We start from the raw sequence: 20739 nt of genomic DNA on the forward strand, positions 1-20739 counted from the left end.
CGGGACTCATTCTGCGCCGTATTGCATGGAGGAGAGGTTAAGAGCAAAGTCCGGCGGCGGAAGTGTACACATCGCGACGATATCGCAGAGTACAGTTTGACCCACGTCAAGGCCCCAGGCATTGCTATGATGGTAGCGGCCAAGCCAGGCCACCCGCAGAACCCAAGGGACGCAGCGCATGAAAATGTATGAAACGCTGGCCCGCGAACTGGAGCAGCATGTGATGTCGGGCATGTTGAAAGCCGGCGACAAGGTGCCGTCAGTCCGGCAATTGAGCCAGCAACGCGACATCAGCATCACCACCGTATTGAAGGCCTACTCGCTGCTGGAAAGCCGGGGCGTCATCGAAAGCCGGCCGCAATCCGGCTATTTCGTGCGCAAAGCCACGCTCGCCGGCCATGCCGCCGCCATGCCGGCGCCAATGCCGCCCACGCTCAGGCCCCATCCGGTCGCCAGCAATGTCGAGATCAGCCAGCTGGTATTGCGCACCTTGAAAACCATCAGCCGGCACGACGCCGTGCCGCTGGGATCGCCCTATCCCGACCCCACGCCCTTCCCCTTGGTCAGGCTCAGCCATCTGGCCAACAATATCGCCAAAAAGAGCAGCGGCTGGGGCGTGCTAAATGACTTGCCGCCGGGCAACATAGACCTCATCCGCCAGATCGCCGGACGCTATTTCCTCAATGGCCTGCTGGTGGATCCCGCCGAAGTCATCATCACCGTCGGCGCCACCGAGGCGCTGAATCTTTGCCTGCAGGCCGCCGCCCGGCCTGGCGACACCATCGCCGTGGAATCGCCGACCTACTACGCCATCCTGCATGCGATAGAGCGCATGGGAATGCGGGCGATAGAAATTCCCACCAGCGGCACAAGCGGCATGGATGTGGACTACCTGGAAAGCATCCTGGAATCGGACAATATCGCTGCCTGCATGGTGATGCCGAATTTTCACAATCCATTGGGCATCGTCATGCCGGAAGCGAACAAGAAAAAGCTGGTGGAGATCATGACCCGGGCCAAGAAGCCCATCATCGAAAACGCGGTCTACAACGAGCTTTACTACTCCGACACGCCGCCAAGCTCGCTCAAGCAATACGACACCGAAGGCTATGTGCTGCATTGCTCGTCGTTCTCCAAAACCTTGTCGTCCGCATTCCGCATCGGCTGGGCCATGCCGGGCAGATACCGGGAAAAGGTCGAGAACCTGAAATTCGTCAATACGCTCAGCACCTCGGCCATTCCGCAAATGGCCATCGCCGAGTATCTGTCGCAAGGCGGCTATGATCAGCATCTGCGGAAAATAAGAAAATTCTATCAGCAGCAGGCAAAAATCATCACCCATGTGGTGAGACGGTTTTTCCCCGAGGCGTGCATCATTTCCGAGCCCGCCGGCGGCTATTTGCTCTGGGTGCAGCTGCCGCCGCATATTGACGCGATGCGGCTGTACAACGAGGCGCTGGAGAGAAAAATCACCATAGGCCCGGGCACCATTTTTTCCAATACCGGAAAATTCAGAAACTGCATTCGCCTGAATTACAGTTATTCATGGTCTAAAGAAATCGAATCCGCCATCGTCACCCTGGGAAAAATCATTTCCCACTACAAATGAAGCCGGCGGCCAGGGGCAAGGCAGCCAATCGCGCCGCCGCCATCCGGCCGGGCGGCTCGGATGATTGGTCGAACGGCGCCGGAGGAGTATCATCCCGCCCTGTCTTCACGCAAAAATAAAAAGGGGCTGACATGGCAAAACACTGGGGCAAGGTGCTGACGGCGATGGTGACGCCGTTCGACGCCGACGGCCGGCTCAATCTTGACGCGGCCCGCGCGCTGGCGCGGCGCCTGGCCGACAACGGCAGCGATGGCCTGGTGGTGGCGGCCACCACCGGCGAAGCGCCGACCCTGTCCGACGCCGAACGCTTCGACCTGATCCGCGCGGTCAGCGAGGCGGTGACCATCCCGGTGCTGGCCGGCACCGGCAGCAACGACACCCGCCACGCGCTGGCGCTCACCGCCCGCGCCGAGGAGCTGGGCGCCGCCGGCGCCTTCCTGGTGTCGCCGTACTACAACCGCCCGCCGCAAGCCGGCATCGAGGCGCATTTTCGCGCGCTGGCCGCCGCCACGCGCTTGCCGGTGATGCTGTACGACGTGCCCGGCCGCACCGGCCGCCGCATCGCCCGCGACGTGCTGCTGCGCCTGCTGGGCGAGGTGGACAACATCGTCGCCTTCAAGGACGCCACCGGCGATCCGGCCGCCGCCGCCAGCCTGGTGGCCGAGGCCGGCGACCGTTTCGAGCTGTACTCCGGCGACGACGCGCTGACCCTGCCCCTGCTGGCCATCGGCGCGGTCGGCGTGGTGGGCACCTCCACCCACTGGACCGGCCCGGAGTTCGCCGCGATGATCGCCGCCTTCGAGCAGGGCGACGTGCGCCGCGCGCGCGCCATCAACGCGGCGCTGCAGCCGTCGTTCGCCTTCTCCAATACCGACGACTCTGTGTACTCGATGTCGGTGAAGGCGATGCTGCGCGGCCAGGGCCTGGCCGTCGGCGAGTGCCGGCTGCCGCTGCCGGCCGCGCCGGAAAACGTGGGACGGCAGGCCGCCGAAGTCTGGCGCCGGCTGGAAGCCTGGCGCGCCGGCCAACGCTGAGCGGCCATCGGCAATAAAAAAGGAGACCCGAGGGTCTCCTTTTTCACGGTTGACGCGCCGCGCGGCGGGGATCAGTCGCGGAAGTTGTTGAACTGCAGCGGCGAGCCGTTTTCCAGGTCGTCGCCGATATCCTTGCGCAGCAGCGCGATGGCTTCCTGCAGCACGTCGCGCTTGGCGCCGGACACCCTAACCGCCTCGCCCTGGATGCTGGCCTGCACCTTCATCTTGGAATCCTTCAGCAGCTTGACGATTTTCTTCGCCAGGTCGGAATCCAGGCCTTCCTTGATCTTCAATACCTTCTTCACCTTGTTGCCGGACACTTTCTCCAGCTTGCCGTAGTCCAGGCTGCGCACATCGACGCCGCGCTTGGCCAGCTTGCCCACCATCACCTCGTTGACCTGGTCCAGCTGGAACTCGGTGTCGCCGAACAGGGTGACTTCCTTGTCGTTGAACTCGATGCGGGCGTCGCTGCCCTTGAAGTCATATCGGTTGCCCACTTCTTTGTTGGCCTGATCCAGCGCGTTGCGCACTTCCACCTTGTTTACTTCGGAAACGACATCAAAAGACGGCATAAAACGTATCCTCGCTAATAATCAGCCGAATTCTAGTTGCGCCCCCGCGGCTTGTCACCCGCCCATTGCCAAAGCCGGCGCGGCATGCTGTGATCGGAGCCAAACCAACCATCCGCATCAGGACATCCAACCATGCTCGTCACCCTGCCCCAACTGGCCGCTTTTCTCGCCGCCGCCGTGCTGATCACGCTGTCGCCCGGCCCCGACAACCTGATGGTGCTCAGCCAGGGCATCTCGCGCGGCCGCCGCCACGGCATGGCCTTCGGCCTGGGTTGCGCGCTGGGCTGCCTCAACCACACCGCGCTGGCCGCATTGGGCATCAGCGCGCTGATCGCCGCCTCGCCCGCCGCCTTCGCCGCGCTGAAGATCGCCGGCGGCGGCTACCTGGTTTACCTGGGCTGGGGCGCCATCCGCAGCCCGGGCGTCGGCTTCGATGCCGGCGGCGATGGCGCGGGTCCGCAGGGTTCGCTGGCCGCCACCTTCCGCCGCGGCCTGATCGCCAACGCCATCAACCCCAAAGTGGTGCTGTTTTTCCTGGCCTTTTTGCCGCAGTTCGTCAATCCGGCGCAAGGCCCGGCCGGGCTGCAAACCGCCATCCTGGGCACGCTGTTCTCCGCCCAGGGCGCGCTGATCTTCGGCGCGCTGGGCTATTTCTCCGGCCATGTCGGCCAATGGCTGGCCAGAAGCCGCAAGACCGGACAGTGGCTGGACCGGACGGCCGGCGCCATCTTCATCGCGCTGGGGCTGCGTCTGATCCTGGCGCGCTGAAAACTCAATAGAAATTAATTACTATTCCAGATTGGCAAACACATTGGCGGGGGCAGATGCTAAGCTGAATGAGCAGCATTAAGTTTCAAATACCCAATAGGATTATTAAAATGAGAATATTGGCGACTTTCTTTATGCTTATTGCCCTCAGCCCTGCCGCCTACGCCTACATCGACCCCAGCTCCACCCTGTTTGCCTGGCAAGGCGCTTTAGCCCTGCTGGGCGGACTGCTGGTTTTCGTCAAAGCCCCCGTCTCCTCGCTCAAGCGCTTGTTGCGCCGAGTCTTCAAGAGGAAAGACGACGATCATGCGTGACCCGCTAGGCCACCTGGAACTGAAGGAACGCACCGCCGTCCGCTCGCTGTACGCCCCGCTGGAGCCAAGCCACTACTTGCACAGCCCCCTGTCGCAGCAGCTGGTCGGCCAGGGCATGCTGCTGGACTTCGACTTTCTGGGCAGCTCCGGCATCGTCTCCGAACGGCTGCCCTTCGTCAGCTACCCGCACGAATGGTCGGCGCCGCAATTGCGCGACGCGGCGCGGCTGACGCTGGACATCTCCCGCAACTTGCTGGAATCGGGCTGGGAGCTGAAGGACACCTCGGCCTGGAACGTGCTGTTCAAAGGCTGCGCGCCGATCTTCTGCGACCACCTGTCGTTCCAGCCCATCGCCAGCCGCCACTGGTGGGCCTTCGGCCAGTATCTGCAGCATTTCGTGTTTCCGCTATGCGTCGCCCGTTATCGCGACTTTCCGGTCAGCGACAGCTTCCTGCTCAGCCGCGACGGGCTGGACGCCGCGCGCTTCCGCGCGCTGATGGGCACGCGCATCTTCGCCACCCGCTTCTGGCCGCTGGCCCTGGGCCGCGGCAGCGGCCCGGCTACCACGGCAATCTGTACAGCCTGCTGGACTGGTTTCTGGCGGCTACCGCGCGCCAGAGCGGCCGTAGCGCCTGGATAGACTACGCCGCCAACAATACCCATTACCCGCCGACGGCCCAGGAGGCCAAGCGCGCCTTCGTCAGCCAGTGGCTGAACCGGCTCAAACCGGCCTGGGCGGCGGATTTCGGCTGCAATACCGGCGAGTATTCGCAACTGGCGCCGGACGCTGGCGCGGAAGTCATCGCGCTGGACGCCGACCACCGCTGCATCGGCCAGCTTTACGACACGCATCCGGGACAGGCCCGCCTGCACCCGCTGGTGGCCAATCTGGACGATCTGGACGGCGGCCGCGGCTGGGGCGGCGCCGAATTCAACGGCCTGCCCGCGCGCCTGGCCGCGGTGACAGAATTGGCGCTGATGCTGGCGCTGACTCACCACCTGGCGATTTCGCTTTCCATCCCCTACCGCAAGATCGCCGAATTCGCCGCCGCCTCCACCCGGAAATGGCTGATCGTCGAACTGATCGAAGAAAACGATCCGCTGGTGGAACGGCTATGCCGCGAACGCAAGCGCCATCCCGCCGAATTTCCGCTGTCGCTGCAGCGCGCCGCCTTTCTGGAACGCTTCCGCCTGCTGGGAGAGCAGCAATTGCCCGGCATCGGCCGCCACCTGCTGGCGCTGGAAAAACGGCAAGCATGAGCCGCCGCGCCGACAGCTGGGTCCTAGCGCTCGCCATCGCGCTGGGCGCCACCGTCTGCTGGCTGCCGGCCTGGCAGGCCGCAGCGCGCTACCATGGCGGCTACAGCGTCGCCGAAACCGCCGCTTACCTGCTGCTGCCGGCGCTGGCGGCTGTCCTGCTCGCCGGCATGGCAGCCGCGCTGGGCGCGCGCGGCCGCCAGTTGCTGTGCGCGCTGCTGCTGCTCACCGCTCTCTACCTGCTTCACAAGTTTGTCCGCGGCCTGCTGCCCGCCGCCCCGGCCTTGCCGCCCGGACGGTCATTTTCCTGCTTTGCGCCGCCAGTTGGCTGGCGGCGGCGCGGCTGGCCGACGCGTTCTGGCGGCAGCTGGGCCACGTCGTCATCGCCGCCGCCCTCCTGTTCGCGCTCACTCCGTATGCGCTGCTGATGAGCGACCAGGCCGGCGCTTACCCGGTGTTTTCGCTGGCCAGCCCGTACGCCCTGGCCTCGCCCAGCCGCAACACCCTGGCGATTCTGCTGGACGAAACCGGACCCGAGTTCACCGCGCCGCTGCTCAAGGCCGCGCAGGAGCGCCAATTGCGCTGGGCCAGCGTCGTGGTTCCCGCCGCCGGCGCCAATACTGTCAACGCCATCCCCGCCATGCTCACCGGTAAGCGCTTCGACAACGTGGCGCCCTGCGGCCCAAGCTGGCTGTGCTCGCCCACCCGTTCGCTGGATTTCGGCCAACTGTACGCCGGCCGGCCCGACCTCGACATCGTGGGTTTCTGGCACCCGTACTGCGCCATCCGCGGCCTGCGCTATTGCCGCAGGATAGCCGGCGTATTTTATCCGCCGCCGGCGCGATCCTTTCTGTGCAGCCCGCCCTACCTCCCGGCGCTGCTGAACTGCCGGCCCGCCGCCGGCTCGCGCGACGCCGCCGTCGACAGGCTGCTGGCGGCCGCTTACGCCGCGCCGTTCTGGCGCGAGGGCGGCATGCTCTACCTGCACCTGCCCCTGCCCCATCCCAGCATGGAAACCCGCGAGAACCTGCGCAGCCACTACCTGGCCAATCTGGCCGATGCCAGCCAGGTGCTGGGCCAACTGCTGGACAAGATGCGCGGCCGTTTCGGCGACGACTTCTCCGTCATCGTGACATCCGACCACCCTTTGCGCACCGAGGGCTGGTGCCGGCCCGAGCGCGAATACCACGCCGCGGACTGCAGCCTCGGGCTGCCGGCCAACCGCAAACAAGTGCCTTTCATCGTGATCAGCCCGCGGCTGGCGGAGCAGCCGCGCATGCCTGCCGACAATCTGGGCGTGTTTCACGGCGCCGCGCGCAGTTGACGGCGGCTTGCCGCCGCAACATCATCCCATCAGCATTGCCCGAACGCAGCGTCTCCCCACCACAAGGAATCAGCCATGTCCCTCACCATGCATCAAGCCGCCATTCCCGCGCTGACGCGCGGCCTCAACAGCCTGTCGGCCATTCTGGCCAAGGCCGCCGCCCACGCCGAAGCCAGGAATATCGACCCCCAGGTGTTTTTGCAAGCCCGGCTGGCGCCGGACATGTTCCCGTTGCTGCGCCAGGCGCAGATCGCCTGCGACCTGGCCAAGGGCTGCGCCGCCCGCCTGGCCGGCCAGGAGGTGCCCAGCTACGCCGACGACGAAATCGGCTTCGACGATTTGCAGGCGCGCATCGCCAAGACGCTGGCGCTGGTGGCCGGCGTGACGCCGGCGCAGCTGGAAGGCAGCGAAGACCGCGCGGTGACGCTGAAAGTGCGGGGAGAAGAGATAACATTCAGCGGCCTGGGCTATCTGCGCAATTTCGCGCTGCCCAATTTCTATTTCCACCTGACCACCGCCTACGCCATCTTGCGGCACAACGGCCTGGAGCTGGGCAAGCCCGACTATCTGGGCGGCGCGCCCGCCAGCCTCGCCGAATAAGCGCGGCAAACGGCAAAAAGCCCCGGACGCCAGCGCCGGGGCTTTGTCTTGACTGCCTGCAGGCCTACTTGCGCAGCAGGAATTCGGCCAGGATATTTTTGAACACGAAGCCTGACACGCCGAAGCCCAGCACCAGGAACAACACAAACATGCCGGTTTTGCCCGCCTTGGACTTCTTGCCCAGGTCCCAGATGATGAAGCCCATGAAAATGATCAAGCCGGTCAGGCACACCACCAGCGAAATATTGGTAAATTGCTCTTCGGACACGATTTCAACCCTTGTCTGCTTTCATTTGCCCTGCCGGCCGGGCCGCCGGACGGAAGCGGCCGCCGCGCAACACCAGGGCCACGCCCGCCGCTGCCAGTACGATACCCCCCATCGCCAATGGGCTCAAGCGCTCGTCGAACAACAGCCAGGCCTGGATGGCGGTGAGGCCAGGCACCAGGTAGAGATAAGCCGCCACCTTGCCGACGTCGCCATCGCGCAGCATGCGCATCAGCAGCAGGATGGCCAGCACCGACAGCATCAACACGCTCCAGGCCAGCGCGAAAACGAACTGGCCACTCCACGCCACGCTCTGGCCGCGCTCGAACAGCAAGGCCAGCAGGCCGGTCACGGCGAAAGCCGACAGGTATTGATGAAAAGCCCCGGCGATGGGGTGCGCGCCGCCGCCGCGATGTTTCTGGTACAGCGTGCCGCCGGTGATCAGCAACAGCCCGCCCGCGGCGAAGGCCGCCCCGGCGCCGCCGCCGAAAGACACGCCCTTGCTGCCGAGAATCACCAGCGCCGTGCCGGCCAGCCCCAGCGCCATCCCCAGCCACTGCCCGGCGCGGAAACGCTGGCCGCCCAGCCCCATGGACAGCAAAGCGGTCAACAAGGGTTGCAGGCCCATGATCAGCGCGGCCAAGCCCGCCGGCACGCCCAGCTTGATGGCGGCGAACAGACAGCCCAGATAACCGCCGTGCAGCATGCCGCCGCTGACCCACTGGCTGCGCATCTGCGCCAGGGTCGGCCACGCGGGCCGCAACGCGGCGATCAGGCCGGCGAAGCACAATAGCGTCAGCGCCATGCGGATGGCGAGGAAGGTGAAGGGGCCGCAATACGGCAAACCCAACTTGGCGCCGGTGAAGCCGGTGCTCCATAACGCGACGAAAACCCACGGAATCCAACTGCTTGCCCGCATGGCGCGGCCTCTCCTAATCTATTGCGCAAAGAACGAAAAATGGCGGCCTGGGCCGCCATGTCAACGGTATTAACCGATTGTATCAGCCGCGCTTGTTCCGCGCATTGGCGGCGATGCGCATCCGCAAGGCGTTCAGGCGGATGAAGCCGGCGGCGTCGGCGTGGTTGTAGGCGCCGCCGTCTTCGTCGAAGGTGGCGATGGTCGGGTCGAACAGCGAATCGGTTTTCGATTCGCGGCCGACGACGATCACATTGCCCTTGTACAGCTTCAGCCGCACCCATCCGTTCACCGTGGCCTGCGACGCGTCTATCATCTGCTGCAGCATCGCGCGCTCCGGGCTCCACCAGTAGCCGGTGTAGATCAGCTGCGCGTACTTCGGCATCAGCTCGTCCTTCAGGTGCGCCACTTCGCGGTCCAGCGTGATCGACTCGATCGCGCGGTGCGCCTTCAGCATGATGGTGCCACCCGGGGTTTCATAGCAGCCGCGCGACTTCATGCCGACATAGCGGTTTTCGACGATGTCGAGACGGCCGATGCCGTGCTTGTTGCCCAGGCGGTTCAGCTCAGTCAGCACCGCGGCCGGACTCAGCGCCTGGCCGTTGATGGCGACGATGTCGCCGTGCTTGTATTCCAGCTCGACGTATTCAGCCTGGTCCGGCGCGTTTTCCGGGCTGACGCTCCACAGCCACATGTCCTCGTCCGGCTCGCGCGCCGGGTCTTCCAGCGAGGTGCCTTCATAGGAGATGTGCAGCAAGTTGGCGTCCATCGAGTACGGGCTGCCGCCGTTTTTCTTCTTGCTGATGTCGATGCCGTGGGCTTCGGCGTAAGCCAGCAGCTTCTCGCGCGACAGCAGGTCCCACTCGCGCCACGGCGCGATTACCTTGACGTCGGGCTTGAGCGCGTAATAGCCCAGCTCGAAGCGCACTTGGTCGTTGCCCTTGCCGGTGGCGCCGTGCGACACCGCGTCGGCGCCCACCTGGTTGGCGATCGCGATCTGGCGCTTGGCGATCAGCGGCCGGGCGATGGAGGTGCCCAGCAGGTATTCGCCTTCATAGACGGTGTTGGCGCGGAACATCGGGAACACGTAGTCGCGGACGAACTCCTCGCGCAGATCCTCGATGAAGATGTTCTCCGGCTTGATGCCCAGCGACACGGCTTTCTGGCGCGCCGGCTCCACTTCTTCGCCCTGGCCGATGTCGGCGGTGAAGGTCACCACTTCGCATTGATAAACGTCCTGCAGCCACTTGAGGATGACGGAGGTATCCAGGCCGCCGGAATAGGCCAGTACTACTTTCTTGATGTCAGACATTGCTTTGCTTCCCACGTATTGTTTGCTTGTCGATTGCCGGGCGGGACTCAGTCCTCGCGGTGCCCCAGCAACAGAAATTCGATCAGGGCCTTTTGCGCGTGCATGCGGTTTTCGGCTTCGTCCCATACCACGCTTTGCGGGCCGTCTATCACCTCGGCCGCCACCTCCTCGCCGCGATGCGCGGGCAGGCAGTGCATGAACAGCGCGTCGGGCTTGGCGTGCTTCATCAGCTCAGCCGTCACCTGGTAGCCGGCGAAAGCCTCGCGCCGCGCCGCCTGCTCGGCCTCGTAACCCATGCTGGTGAACACGTCGGTGGTGACGATGTCCGCCCCGCTCGCCGCCCGTGCCGGGTCTTGCGTCAGCTCCAGGAGCTCCGAGCCGTAATGGTGGCCGTCCAACGCCTTCAGCTCGTAGCCCAGCGGCGACGCCACCTTCAGCTTGAAGCCGAGCACGCGCGCGGCCTGCAGCCAGGTGCGGCAGACGTTGTTGCCGTCGCCTATCCAGGCCACGGTCTTGCCCTTGATCGAACCGTGCCGCTCCACATAGGTGAAGATGTCGGCCAGAATCTGGCACGGATGGTATTCATTGGTCAGGCCGTTGATCACCGGCACGCGGGAATGCGCCGCCAGCCGTTCGACCTGGCGCTGCTCGAAGGTGCGGATCATGATGATGTCGCTCATCCGCGACAACACTCTCGCGGTGTCCTCCACCGGCTCGCCGCGGCCCATCTGCGAGCTCTTGGTGTCCAGAAACATCGCATGCCCGCCCAACTGGGCCATGCCGGCCTCGAACGACGCGCGGGTGCGGGTGGAGTGCTTTTCGAACACCATGGACATCACCTTGCCGACCAGCGGCCGGTGCAACTCGCCGGCGCCTTGTCGTCGCTTCAGAACCTTGGTTCGCTCGAAGAGATGGTGGTACTCGTCGGGAGTCAGGTCGCTGAACTGCAGGTAATGCCTTACGGACTTCATGATGCTCCAATCGGAAAAAAAGAGGCCGCTGCGCGTGCAACACCGAGAGGTGATTTCATGCGCAACGGCACATTACTACACGCTGGTCTCAAGTCACTTTAACAAACGCCGCACCCCAGACAGGACAAAGTCATGATTTACAGAAATGCGACATTTGTTATATTTATCGGAAATCACCCTGCCTGACAAGCATTCAATTGAACAATCCTCGTCCCGGCAATTCCGCCAACTCGGCCGGACGCAGCACGCGCACGTAAAATTCGCCGCCATCCTCAGCCAAACCATGCATTTCTATGGTTTTCTGTGTTTTTTGCAGCCGCGCCAAATACGACAAGATGGTGTCGTCTATCAGCTGCCCCGGCACCAGCACCGGAATGCCGGGAGGATAAGGCACGATCTGGTCGCAACACACGCGGCCGCACAGCTCGGCATTGGGACGGCCATCGTCGTCCAGCAGCGGCAACCGTTCGCCGGCCTCGTAGAAGGCGTCGCGCGGCAGGCAGGCCAATCGGCTGAAATGCGGGATCTCCGGCATCCGCCCCAGCGCGCGCGCCGGACGGTTTTCCTTCGCCAGCCGCAGCATCGCGTCGTACAGCCGCGACAGCTTGCTGCGGGTGGTGCCTATGGTCAGCAGCAGCGTGATGGTGCTGAACGTCGACTTCTCCACCTGGACGTTGTAACGCTCGAACAAGGCCTGCTGCAGTTCGTCGGCGGTGAAGCCGGAACGGGTGAAGTCCACCGTCAGCTTGGTGGGGTCGAGCTGGATGCCGTCTTCCCTCACCTCCTCCGGCAGCAAGTCGGCCAGCTCCAGTACGCGGAACACGCCGGTGGAGTTGATCTTCTCGCGCAATTCCTGCGCCAGCTTCAAGGTGCGGTCCAGCAGGCGGTAGCCTTCCATCACCGCCTGCTTGCGCGCCACGTCCAGGCTGGCGATCAAGTTGTACTGCGGACTGGTGGACGCGTGCATGTTGAAGTTTTCGCGGAACAGATGCGCGTCGAAACCGGGATCGTTGACGTGGATCATGCTGGCCTGCGAGAACGCGGACAGGATCTTGTGGGTGCTCTGGGTGACGTAATCGGCGCCGGACTCCAGCGCCGTCGGACGGAAGGCCGGGTGGAAGCGGGCGAAGCCGTACCAGGCCTCGTCGACGATCACCTTGATGCCCTTCTCGTGCGCGGCCTCGATGATGGGCTTCAGGTCGTAGCGCAGGCCGTCGTAGGTGCAGGAGGTGAGGATCAGCACCCGCGCGTCCGGATTGGCATCTATCGCCTCGAAGATGGTGGTCTTCGGCACCGGCCCGAAAATGCCGTACTGGCGATTGATCGACGAATCCAGATACACCGGCAGCGCGCCGGAAAGGATCACGCCGTGATGGACCGATTTGTGACAGTTGCGGTCCAGCAGCAGCTTGTCGCCCGGTGCCAGCAGCGTCTGGAAGATCACCTTGTTGGATGTCGAGGTGCCGTTGGTGGCGAAATAGGTCTTCTTCGCGCCGAAAGCCTTGGCCGCCAGCATCTGCGACTCCGCGATCACCCCGGTCGGGTGCAGCAGCGAATCCAGCATCGGCACCGACACCGACAGGTCGGCGCGCAGCAGGTGCTCGCCGACGAAATCGTGGAAATCCCCTACCCAGGGGCTGCCCTTCAGCGAGTCGCCGCCGGAATGGCCCGGGGTATGCCAGGAGTCCTTGGCCATCCGCACGTACTGCTTGAGCTTGTCGTAAAACGGCGTGGCCGACTTTTCCGCCAGCTCGGCCGCCAGAATGCGGAACCAGCCGTTGAAATCGGCCTCGTCGCGGTAGAAATAGCCGTCCACCGCGTGGCTGGCCAGCTCTTCCACCAGCGCCCGCTCGTCATCGTCCTGCAGAAACACGTAAAGCGAGACCTCCGGCCGGAACGCGCTGATGCGGTTGGCCAGCTGGGCCGCCGCCTGGTTCGCGCCGGCGCCTTTCAATTGGCGGTCGACCAGCACGACTTGCGTTTCGCCGTCGCGCGCGATGAGGTCCATGGTTTCGGCGCTGGTCGCCGCGGCGACGAAGGTCAGGCCGAACGGATTTTCCAGCCGCACCGCTGCAGCCCCAAGTCCGGCCAGCACTTCGGCTTGCCATGTCACATCATCGCTGACCACGAGAACGCGGCTGACGGGTTTCATGATGGTTTCTCCAGTTGTGTTGCCGCGCGTTGTTTTTGTCTGTCCGGGCCGCGCGCGCCGCTGCTTGTTTTTCTGTTGTTCCGCCTATCCTATCCACATCTTGCCGTCGCCGTCATTATGCAGGCGCACAAAGGCCGCATGCGATACAATTGCGCCATGCTGACCGATGCCGAAAAAGACGCGATTCGCGACCACTACCGTACCCTCTCCGACAACCTGCCGGGCTTCCGCCCGCGCGCCTCGCAGCGGCGGATGCTGGCCGAAATCGCCAACACCCTCTCCCGCGCCCAGGAGAAGGTGGACGACGAGTGGCCGCAGCGCGAAGGCGAAAGCATCGCCGTGATCGAAGGCCCGACCGGCGTCGGGAAAAGCCTGGCCTATCTGCTGGCCGGCGGCGTGATGGCGCGCGCGCGCGGCAAGAAACTGGTGGTCACCAGCGCCACCGTGGCGCTGCAGGAGCAACTGGTCAACCGCGACCTGCCCTTCGTGGTGGAAAACAGCGGCCTGCCGCTGAGCTTCGCGCTGGCCAAAGGCCGCGGCCGCTACCTGTGCCCGTACCGTTTGTACGGGCTCACCGCCCAGCACGCGCAGCAAAGCCTGCTGCAGCCCGATCCGATGATGGCGCTGTGGGACCACAAGCCCGAACAAGCCGAACTGGACGCGCTGTCGGCGATGGCCGACGCCTTCCACTACCGCAAATGGGATGGCGACCGCGACAACTGGGACACCGTGATCGAGGACGGCTTGTGGTCGCGCGTCACCAATGATCGCCACGGCTGTCTGAAAACCGCCTGTCCGAACCGCGCCGAGTGCCCGTTCTACCTGGCGCGCGACACGCTGGAAAACGTCGACGTGGTGGTGGCCAACCACGACCTGATGCTGGCCGATGTCTCCATGGGCGGCGGCGTGATCCTGCCGGCGCCGGAAGAAAGCTTCTACTGCATAGACGAGGCGCACCATCTGGCCAAAAAGGCGATCAACCAGTTCGCCGCCGAGCATTCGCTGGCGCAGGCGCTGGGCTGGCTGGACAAAGTGGCCGCCGTGGTGGTCCACGCCGAAGCGCACACCGGCAAGGCCGAGCTGGCCAGCCAGGCGATAGACTCCGCCGCCGCCTGCGTGGAAACCCTCACCGAATGGCTGTGGCTGCTGGAGGGCGAGGACGCGCTGGCCGCCAGCAGCGACAATCTGGAGCCCTCCTGGCTGATAGAAGACGGCATCCTGCCGGAACGGCTCAAAACGCCCGCCGCCAATATGGCCGTTTCCGCCCGCTCGCTGTCCAAACAGCTGGACGACATGGGCAACGCGCTGTCGGAAACCCGCAAGGACAAGAATGGCGACGGCGACCTGGACAAGACCGCCACCGAGCTGGGCTTCCTGATCGGCCGCGCGGAACAGCTGATGGCGGTATGGGATTTGTTCGATACCGAAACCGCCGAAAACGCGCCGCCGATCGCCAAATGGATCACCCGCCGCGCCGAAGGCAAGGGCGACTACCTGTTCTCGGCCTCTCCGGTGAGCGCCGCCGCCAGCCTGGCCGCCACGCTGTGGCGCCGCGCCTGCGGCGCCGTGCTCACCTCCGCCACGCTGCGCTCGCTGGGCGATTTCGAGCTGCTGCTGTCGCAAACCGGCCTGAAATGGCTGCCCAAGGTCAGCTGCCTGGCCCTGGATTCGCCGTTCAACTTCGATGAGCAGGGCGAACTGTACCTGCCGCCGCTGCAGGCCAGCCCGAAAGACCCGGGCGGCCACACCCGCGAGATCATCGAATGGCTGCCCAAGCTGATCGACCCGGCCCAGGCGGTCGGCACCCTGGTGCTGTTTTCTTCGCGCAAACAGATGCAGGAAGTGGCCGCCGGGCTGCCAGCCGAGCTGCGCGATCGCCTGCTGGTGCAGGGCGAAATCCCCAAGCGCACCCTGCTGGACACCCACCACAAGCGGCTGGAAGAGCAGCAATCCAGCGTGATTTTCGGCCTGGATTCATTTTCGGAAGGGCTGGACCTGCCAGGCGAAAGCTGCGTGCACGTGATCATCGCCAAGCTGCCGTTCGCGATGCCGGATGACCCAGTGGGCAAGACCCTGTCGCGCTGGATCGAGAAACGCGGCGGCAACCCCTTCATCGAACTGACGGTGCCGGAGGCGTCGATCAAACTAGTGCAGGCGGTGGGCCGGCTGATCCGCACCGAGCGCGACTATGGCCGCGTCACCATCCTGGACAACCGCCTGACACGGCAAAGCTACGGCAAAAAACTGCTGGCCTCGCTGCCGCCATTCAAGCGCATATGATTTTCAGGTATGATCACGAAACTTTCGCATAAGTAAAAATCGCCGGCCGACAAAAAACGCCTTAGCAGCTGCAACAAAACAGGCTACACCAAAAGCACACACACTGGTTCCACCGCCATGATCTGCAATCCATACGAAATCGTCATCCAGGGCCTCACCTCCGAGGGCCGCACTTTCCGCCCCAGCGACTGGGCGGAACGCCTAGCCGGCATCCTGGCCTCCTTCGACACCAACCAGCGCCTGTCCTACCACGCCTATGTTCGCCCGATGCTGCTGGAAGGCGTGCGTTGCGTGGCAGTCGACAAAAAGCTGGAAAAAGTGCATCCGCAGATCTACCAGTTCCTGATGGACTTCGCCAAGGACAATGACTTGCGCGTGGTCGATTGTCGGACACTAATTGACGAAGTCTACCCGAACAAATTTTCGGCATAATTGCAACAGGCGTCGTTTTTCCACCACTCCTTTTGCCAGTTTGGAAACACTCCCGTCATATTCTGTGGTTAAACTCAGACAAAGTTGTGAAGCAGTCGTGCGATAGTTGTTAAGCAGACACGAAGACTTCACCGCTTCACCACAGAACCTCAGACTTGACTTGGAGTATCCTCATGCAGAAGAAGAATCTGGCAGCCTTGGTTGCATCTTTGTTCATCCTCCCGGTGGCCGCCCACGCCGACGTCACCATCTACGGTTTCATCAGCGCCGGCATCGAATCCGCCAAAGCCACCGGCAACGGCAACAGCGCCAAGGATTACACTTCCCGCACCCGCGTGAGCGATCAAAACTCCCGCATCGGCTTCAAGGGCTGGGAAGATCTGGGCGGCGGCACCAAGGCCATCTGGCAAGTGGAAAGCAGCCTGCGCAACTTTGAGAACGGCGGCACCAACGACAAGGGCCAAACCGCGTCCTTCGGCACCCGCAACACCTTCATCGGCATCGACAACGCCGACTTCGGCAAGGTGCTGCTGGGTCAGAACGACTCCGCCTACAAGGTGTTCACCGGCAGCAGCAACAGCGCGCTGGGCACCGACCTGATGGTCAATACCACCGCCGACAACTTCGGCTCCAGCTCGGTCAACAGCCGCGGCGAAGCCCGTCTGGCCAACTCGGTCCACTGGTTCTCCCCGAAATGGGCCGGCTTCACGCTGGGCGGCTCCTGGGGCGTGGATGAAGCCCGCGTTGCCGGCAACGACTCCAAACGCATCTCGCTGGGCCTGGGCTACAACTGGGGCGGCCTGAATTTGGCCACTGCTTGGGATAAGCAGTATGACATGGCGGTAAAAAACAATAGCAACGGCTACAACACCTCCCCGACCAACGACCCGGCGGTACTCGCCCTGAACGCTGGCAAGAACGTTTCCTTCTACAGCATCGCAGCCAGCTACAAATTCGATTTCGGCACCTTCATCGGCGGCAACTACGAATGGGGCAACTTCGATCAGATCGGCGGCGGCCAAGTGAAGCAGGATGACTGGCTGATCGCGCTGGGCCAAGACTTCGGCGCCGCTTCGATCAAGCTGTCCTACGGCCAACTCGGCACGCTGAAGAATGTCGGCGCCGGCGTTAACGGCGACGACTTCAAGGCCAAGCAATGGATCCTGGGCGGCACCTATAACCTGTCCAAGTCCACCCAACTGCTGGCCTACGCCACCAAAATCACTAACAACGCCCAGTCCAAGGCCAACTTTGCCAACAATCCGGTCTACGACAACAACCTCGGCACTTCCTCTGCCGGCCTGACCGCAGGCAATAGCCCGCAAGCTTTCGGCATCGGCATGAAGGTAGCATTCTAAGCGTCCGCCTCCCGGTCGCCATCAAAAACGCCACGGCATGCCGTGGCGTTTTTCTTCCCCTACCGCTGCAGGTCAGTTGCAGACTCTATCCAACTCCCCTGGCTGCGACACCAGGAAATTCCCTTCTCCCTGCCACTGGATGATGCGGCGATTGCGCTGCCGCTCCCATTCATCCACCGGATACTTGCGCGCCCAGGCGCACATCAGCTGCTTGTCCTGCTGACTGATGCGCAGGCCATAGCGCTGGTGCATATACAGCGTGATCCGCGCGGCTGAACCGCGAACTTCCTCCCGCGGCTGGAAACGCTTCTGCTTGAAGTCCACTAGCGACTGGCACTGGCCGTAAATGGGGCGCGGATGGATTTCCCAGGCGCCGTAGGAGAAATTGGCGCGATCACCGTTGACCTCTCCCACCGCCGGCACCAGATTGTTCAGATCGCCCTCCGCCATCTGAAACAGGGGGTCCGTATCGCCGCAAGCTTTGCGGCCGCCTTTCTGCCAGCACTGACGTTGATGCCCCAATACCCAGGCCGGCACCACATGCTCCCACTCTATGCGGCTGGCGCGGCTTTCCGACTTGCGCGGCTGATAACCGCAGGAGGCCCAATCCACCGCCTTGCCTTGATAGCGGCAACCGCAGTAGAAGTCCACCTCCATGCCGGCATACACCCTGGGCAGGATGCGCTTGGCAGCGGGAAAATCACGATGGCCAACCTCCTTGCCGCCGCGCACCAGAGGCGCCGCCTCAACAGCTGGCGCATCAGGCAAAGCGTGCTCCCCCTTGGAGCTAGTCAGCAAAGCCTGACCCAAGGCCGCAAGCTGCCGCACTTCTCCTGATTTGGCTACCGACTCCACCTGCCGCGAATCACACGCCGCGAGCAGCGCGCTTAAAACTATCCATACCGATATACGCATGGCCCGAAGTGTAAGCATCCGAACCAATTACAGCAATATTATTGCCAAAATAAACAGCCCGCGACTCGCGCCGCGGGCTGGAATAAGCAGAAGGCAAACGCTTACCAGATGCGGATGCGCTGATCTTCCGGCTTGAACATCTTGTCGCCCGGCTTCACTTCGAAAGCCTTCTGGAACGCATCGCTGTTCGAGGTCGCCCCGATGGCGCGGAACGCTTCCGGCGAGTGCGGATCGGACACCAGGCGCGACAACAGCGCTTCGTCCCGCACCTTGCCGCGCCAAACCTGTGCGAAGCCGTAGAAGAAGCGCTGATCGCCGGTCATGCCGTCGATCACCGGCGCCGGCTTGCCGCCCAGCGACAGCTGATAAGCCTTGTAAGCGATCTGCAAACCAACGTTGTCGGCGATGTTCTCGCCCAGCGTCAGCTTGCCGTTGATGTGCTTGCCAGGCAGCGGTTCGTAGGCCTCGTATTGCGCCACCAGCTTGTTGGTCAGTTCATGGAAGCGCGCCTTGTCTTCCGCGGTCCACCAATCGCGCAGGTTGCCGTCGGCATCGTACTGGCTGCCCTGATCGTCGAAGCCATGGCTGATTTCGTGCCCGATCACCGCGCCGATGCCGCCGTAATTGGCGGCGTCATCCGCCTGCGCATTGAAGAACGGCGGCTGCAGAATGGCGGCGGGAAACACGATTTCGTTCTGGCTCGGATTGTAATAGGCATTCACCGTTTGCGGCGTCATGCCCCACTCGGTCCGGTCAACCGGCTTGCCAAGATGCGACAGCTGCCACTGGTATTCGAAGCGATTGGCGCGCTTGACGTTGCCCACCAGGTCCCCGGCTTGCAACTGCAGGCCGGAGTAATCGCGCCAATGATCCGGGTAAGCGATCTTCAGCATGTACTTAGACAGTTTGACCTGGGCCGCCTGCTTGGTCGCCGGACTCATCCAGCTCAAGCCGTCTATGCTTTGCCGGTACGCCTGCATCAGATTGGCCACCAGCTCCTGCATTTTCTGCTTGTGCTCGGCCGGGAAATACTTGGCGACATACTGCTCGCCCAGCGCCTCTCCCAGCGACGACTCCACCAGCTGCACGCCGCGCTTCCAGCGCGGGCGCTGCTCCAGCGTGCCGGACAAGGCCTTGCCGTAGAAGTCGAACCGCGCATCCACCAGCGCCTTGTTCAGATAGGGCGCATAGCCATCCAGCGTATGGGCGATCAGGTAGTCCTGCCAATTGAGCAGCGGCTGCTTCCGCAGCAATTGCGCCAAGCCGCTCACATACTCCGGCTGATTGACGTTAAGCACCGCCAGATCGGCCGCCCCGGCCTCGGCGAAGAAGCCATGCCAGTCAAGCTTGGGCGCCAGCTTCGCCAACTGGGCGACCGTCATCTTGTTGTAGCGTTTTTGCGGATCGCGGTTATCCACCCGGCTGCGTTGCAGCTGTGCCAGCTGCGTCTCCAGCGCCAATACCCTGGCCGCGCGCTTGGCCGGCTGCGCGTAACCCGCCTGCTTGAACAACTGCTGCAGATAGACCAGGAAGGCGGCGCGCGCCTTGGCGAAACGCGGATCCTTGCCCAGATAATAATCGCGGTCCGGCATCAACAAGCCGCTCTGGTACAGCTCCGGCAGGTAGGACTTGGCATCCTTGGCGTCTATGCCGACCTCAAAAGCCAACGGCAAACGCGCGTTGCCTGCCTGCCCGGCGCCGAGCAGCCGCAACAGCTCGTTCCGACTGGACAACAAGGTAATGGCCTGCAGGTCCGCCTCTATCGGCTGCAGGCCCTTTTTCTCCGCCGCGGCCTCATCCATGAAGCTGGAATAGAGCGCGCCGATCTTCTGCGCATTCCCCGCCGCGCCGCTCGCGGCCGATGCCGTCTCGATCAGGCTGCGGCTGCGCTCCTCGCTCAGGTCGCGCAACTCCTTGAACGCGCCCTCCCAGGACTCCGCCGCCGGAATTTCATGGGTATCCAGCCACTTGCCATTCACCGCCAGATAGATATCGTCCTGCGGACGCACATCCGGATTGAAATTCTTGGTGTCGATGCCGGAAAGCTCGTGCGCCCAGGCCTGGCCGGCCATGACCAGCGCCAGCACCATCAGTTTCAATTTCATTCTTCTCCTCCTTGTCCACCGTGATAAAGAAAGGCAGCCCGAAGGCTGCCTTTCCACACGAACAGATGACGGCTTACTTGACGAACTGTTCCGATCCGACGATGCCCAGCTTCGTCAAACCCAGACGCTGCGACTCCGCCAGCACCATCGCCACCGGCTCGTAGCTCGCGTCCTTGTTCGGCTTGATGTGCAGCTCCGGCTGTGGACTCGCCTTCCCCGCCGCCGTCAGCTTCGCCTCCAGCTGCTCCCGACCCGCCAGCTTCTCGCCGTTCCACAGCACCGAATTGTCCGGCGCTATGTCGATCTGCACCACCACCGGCTTCTCCAGCGGCTTCGACGGCGTGTTCACCGGCATGTCCAGCTTCACCGCGTGCGTCTGGATCGGTATCGTGATGATCAGCATGATCAGCATCACCAACATCACGTCGATCAACGGCGTGGTGTTGATTTCCATCATCAGATCGTCTTCTCCCGACGACCCTACATTCATCGCCATGTCTTTTCTCCTAGTTCCGCGCCGGAGGCTCGGTGATGAACGCGATCTTCACGATCCCA

At 63.3% G+C, this 20739-nt stretch carries 19 protein-coding genes and 1 pseudogene; 11 read left to right on the forward strand and 9 right to left on the reverse strand.

Annotated elements, in window-relative coordinates:
• Positions 1–178: 178 nt before the first annotated feature.
• Together MY55_RS14635 and dapA are read left to right on the forward strand one after the other, a co-directional pair.
• Entirely contained in the window at positions 179–1609 is a 1431-nt protein-coding gene (locus MY55_RS14635) for an aminotransferase-like domain-containing protein (RefSeq protein ID WP_065202601.1), read from the forward strand.
• 131 nt (positions 1610–1740) lie between these two features.
• On the forward strand, positions 1741–2643 hold the full coding sequence (gene dapA / locus MY55_RS14640) for a 4-hydroxy-tetrahydrodipicolinate synthase (protein WP_065202602.1): 903 nt from the start codon (positions 1741–1743) through the stop codon (positions 2641–2643).
• Positions 2644–2714: 71 nt separating this feature from the next.
• On the opposite strand, the gene MY55_RS14645 is transcribed toward dapA, so the two are convergent.
• Positions 2715–3215, reverse strand: coding sequence for a YajQ family cyclic di-GMP-binding protein (locus tag MY55_RS14645; RefSeq protein ID WP_043580022.1), 501 nt, complete (start codon positions 3213–3215; stop codon positions 2715–2717).
• A 132-nt stretch (positions 3216–3347) separates the two neighbouring features.
• On the opposite strand from MY55_RS14645, the gene MY55_RS14650 reads away from it, so the two are divergent.
• The 6 genes from MY55_RS14650 to MY55_RS14680 all read left to right on the forward strand — a co-directional run bounded on the left by MY55_RS14650 (position 3348) and on the right by MY55_RS14680 (position 7478).
• Positions 3348–3983, forward strand: a complete 636-nt coding sequence (locus MY55_RS14650; protein WP_065202603.1) for a LysE family translocator — start codon at positions 3348–3350, stop codon at positions 3981–3983.
• Positions 3984–4051: 68 nt separating this feature from the next.
• A complete protein-coding gene (locus MY55_RS14655) occupies positions 4052–4297 on the forward strand; it encodes a hypothetical protein (protein WP_043580020.1) in 246 nt (81 codons plus the stop codon).
• A gap of 408 nt (positions 4298–4705) precedes the next feature.
• Complete coding sequence (locus MY55_RS23590) at positions 4706–5557, forward strand: class I SAM-dependent methyltransferase (protein WP_157889329.1); 852 nt, start codon at positions 4706–4708, stop codon at positions 5555–5557.
• Positions 5554–5982, forward strand: a complete 429-nt coding sequence (locus MY55_RS14670) for a hypothetical protein (protein WP_065202606.1) — start codon at positions 5554–5556, stop codon at positions 5980–5982. Before MY55_RS23590 ends, MY55_RS14670 begins: the two co-directional genes overlap by 4 nt.
• Positions 5982–6878, forward strand: coding sequence for an alkaline phosphatase family protein (locus MY55_RS14675; RefSeq protein ID WP_065202607.1), 897 nt, complete (start codon positions 5982–5984; stop codon positions 6876–6878). The genes MY55_RS14670 and MY55_RS14675 overlap by 1 nt, the downstream gene beginning before the upstream one ends.
• A gap of 75 nt (positions 6879–6953) precedes the next feature.
• Complete coding sequence (locus MY55_RS14680) at positions 6954–7478, forward strand: DUF1993 domain-containing protein (RefSeq protein ID WP_043573165.1); 525 nt, start codon at positions 6954–6956, stop codon at positions 7476–7478.
• 64 nt (positions 7479–7542) lie between these two features.
• Here MY55_RS14680 and MY55_RS14685 read toward each other — a convergent pair whose 3' ends face one another.
• The 5 genes from MY55_RS14685 to MY55_RS14705 form a co-directional block, all read right to left on the reverse strand.
• Positions 7543–7746 (reverse strand): DUF2788 domain-containing protein, encoded by a 204-nt coding sequence (locus MY55_RS14685; RefSeq protein ID WP_043573169.1) that lies wholly within the window; start codon positions 7744–7746, stop codon positions 7543–7545.
• Between the two features lie 4 nt (positions 7747–7750).
• A complete protein-coding gene (locus MY55_RS14690; RefSeq protein WP_065202608.1) occupies positions 7751–8662 on the reverse strand; it encodes a DMT family transporter in 912 nt (303 codons plus the stop codon).
• Between the two features lie 82 nt (positions 8663–8744).
• Positions 8745–9971, reverse strand: coding sequence for an argininosuccinate synthase (locus MY55_RS14695; protein ID WP_043573173.1), 1227 nt, complete (start codon positions 9969–9971; stop codon positions 8745–8747).
• Between the two features lie 47 nt (positions 9972–10018).
• On the reverse strand, positions 10019–10942 hold the full coding sequence (gene argF / locus MY55_RS14700; RefSeq protein ID WP_065202609.1) for an ornithine carbamoyltransferase: 924 nt from the start codon (positions 10940–10942) through the stop codon (positions 10019–10021).
• A 193-nt stretch (positions 10943–11135) separates the two neighbouring features.
• Positions 11136–13094, reverse strand: a complete 1959-nt coding sequence (locus tag MY55_RS14705) for an aminotransferase class I/II-fold pyridoxal phosphate-dependent enzyme (protein ID WP_065202610.1) — start codon at positions 13092–13094, stop codon at positions 11136–11138.
• A 156-nt stretch (positions 13095–13250) separates the two neighbouring features.
• On the opposite strand from MY55_RS14705, the gene dinG reads away from it, so the two are divergent.
• From dinG to MY55_RS14720, 3 genes and pseudogenes are all read left to right on the forward strand, one after another.
• Complete coding sequence (dinG, locus tag MY55_RS14710; RefSeq protein ID WP_047237532.1) at positions 13251–15374, forward strand: ATP-dependent DNA helicase DinG; 2124 nt, start codon at positions 13251–13253, stop codon at positions 15372–15374.
• Positions 15375–15491: 117 nt separating this feature from the next.
• Positions 15492–15779 (forward strand): annotated as a pseudogene (locus MY55_RS14715) (DUF3579 domain-containing protein); the annotation flags it as partial.
• Positions 15780–15979: 200 nt separating this feature from the next.
• Positions 15980–17164: a porin gene (locus tag MY55_RS14720; RefSeq protein ID WP_065202611.1), complete on the forward strand. Its 1185-nt coding sequence runs from the start codon at positions 15980–15982 to the stop codon at positions 17162–17164.
• A gap of 72 nt (positions 17165–17236) precedes the next feature.
• Here the strand turns inward: MY55_RS14720 and MY55_RS14725 are convergent, their stop codons facing one another.
• The 3 genes from MY55_RS14725 to MY55_RS14735 all read right to left on the reverse strand — a co-directional run bounded on the left by MY55_RS14725 (position 17237) and on the right by MY55_RS14735 (position 20680).
• A complete protein-coding gene (locus MY55_RS14725; RefSeq protein WP_244270687.1) occupies positions 17237–17932 on the reverse strand; it encodes an endonuclease in 696 nt (231 codons plus the stop codon).
• Between the two features lie 248 nt (positions 17933–18180).
• Positions 18181–20184 carry a M13 family metallopeptidase gene (locus MY55_RS14730; protein WP_047238679.1) on the reverse strand — a complete coding sequence of 668 codons (2004 nt, stop codon included), beginning with the start codon at positions 20182–20184 and terminating at the stop codon, positions 18181–18183.
• Between the two features lie 73 nt (positions 20185–20257).
• Positions 20258–20680, reverse strand: a complete 423-nt coding sequence (locus MY55_RS14735) for an ExbD/TolR family protein (protein WP_065202612.1) — start codon at positions 20678–20680, stop codon at positions 20258–20260.
• Between the last annotated feature and the right edge of the window lie 59 nt (positions 20681–20739).

The organism is Chromobacterium subtsugae, assembly GCF_001676875.1.
GTDB classification, from domain to species: domain Bacteria; phylum Pseudomonadota; class Gammaproteobacteria; order Burkholderiales; family Chromobacteriaceae; genus Chromobacterium; species Chromobacterium subtsugae.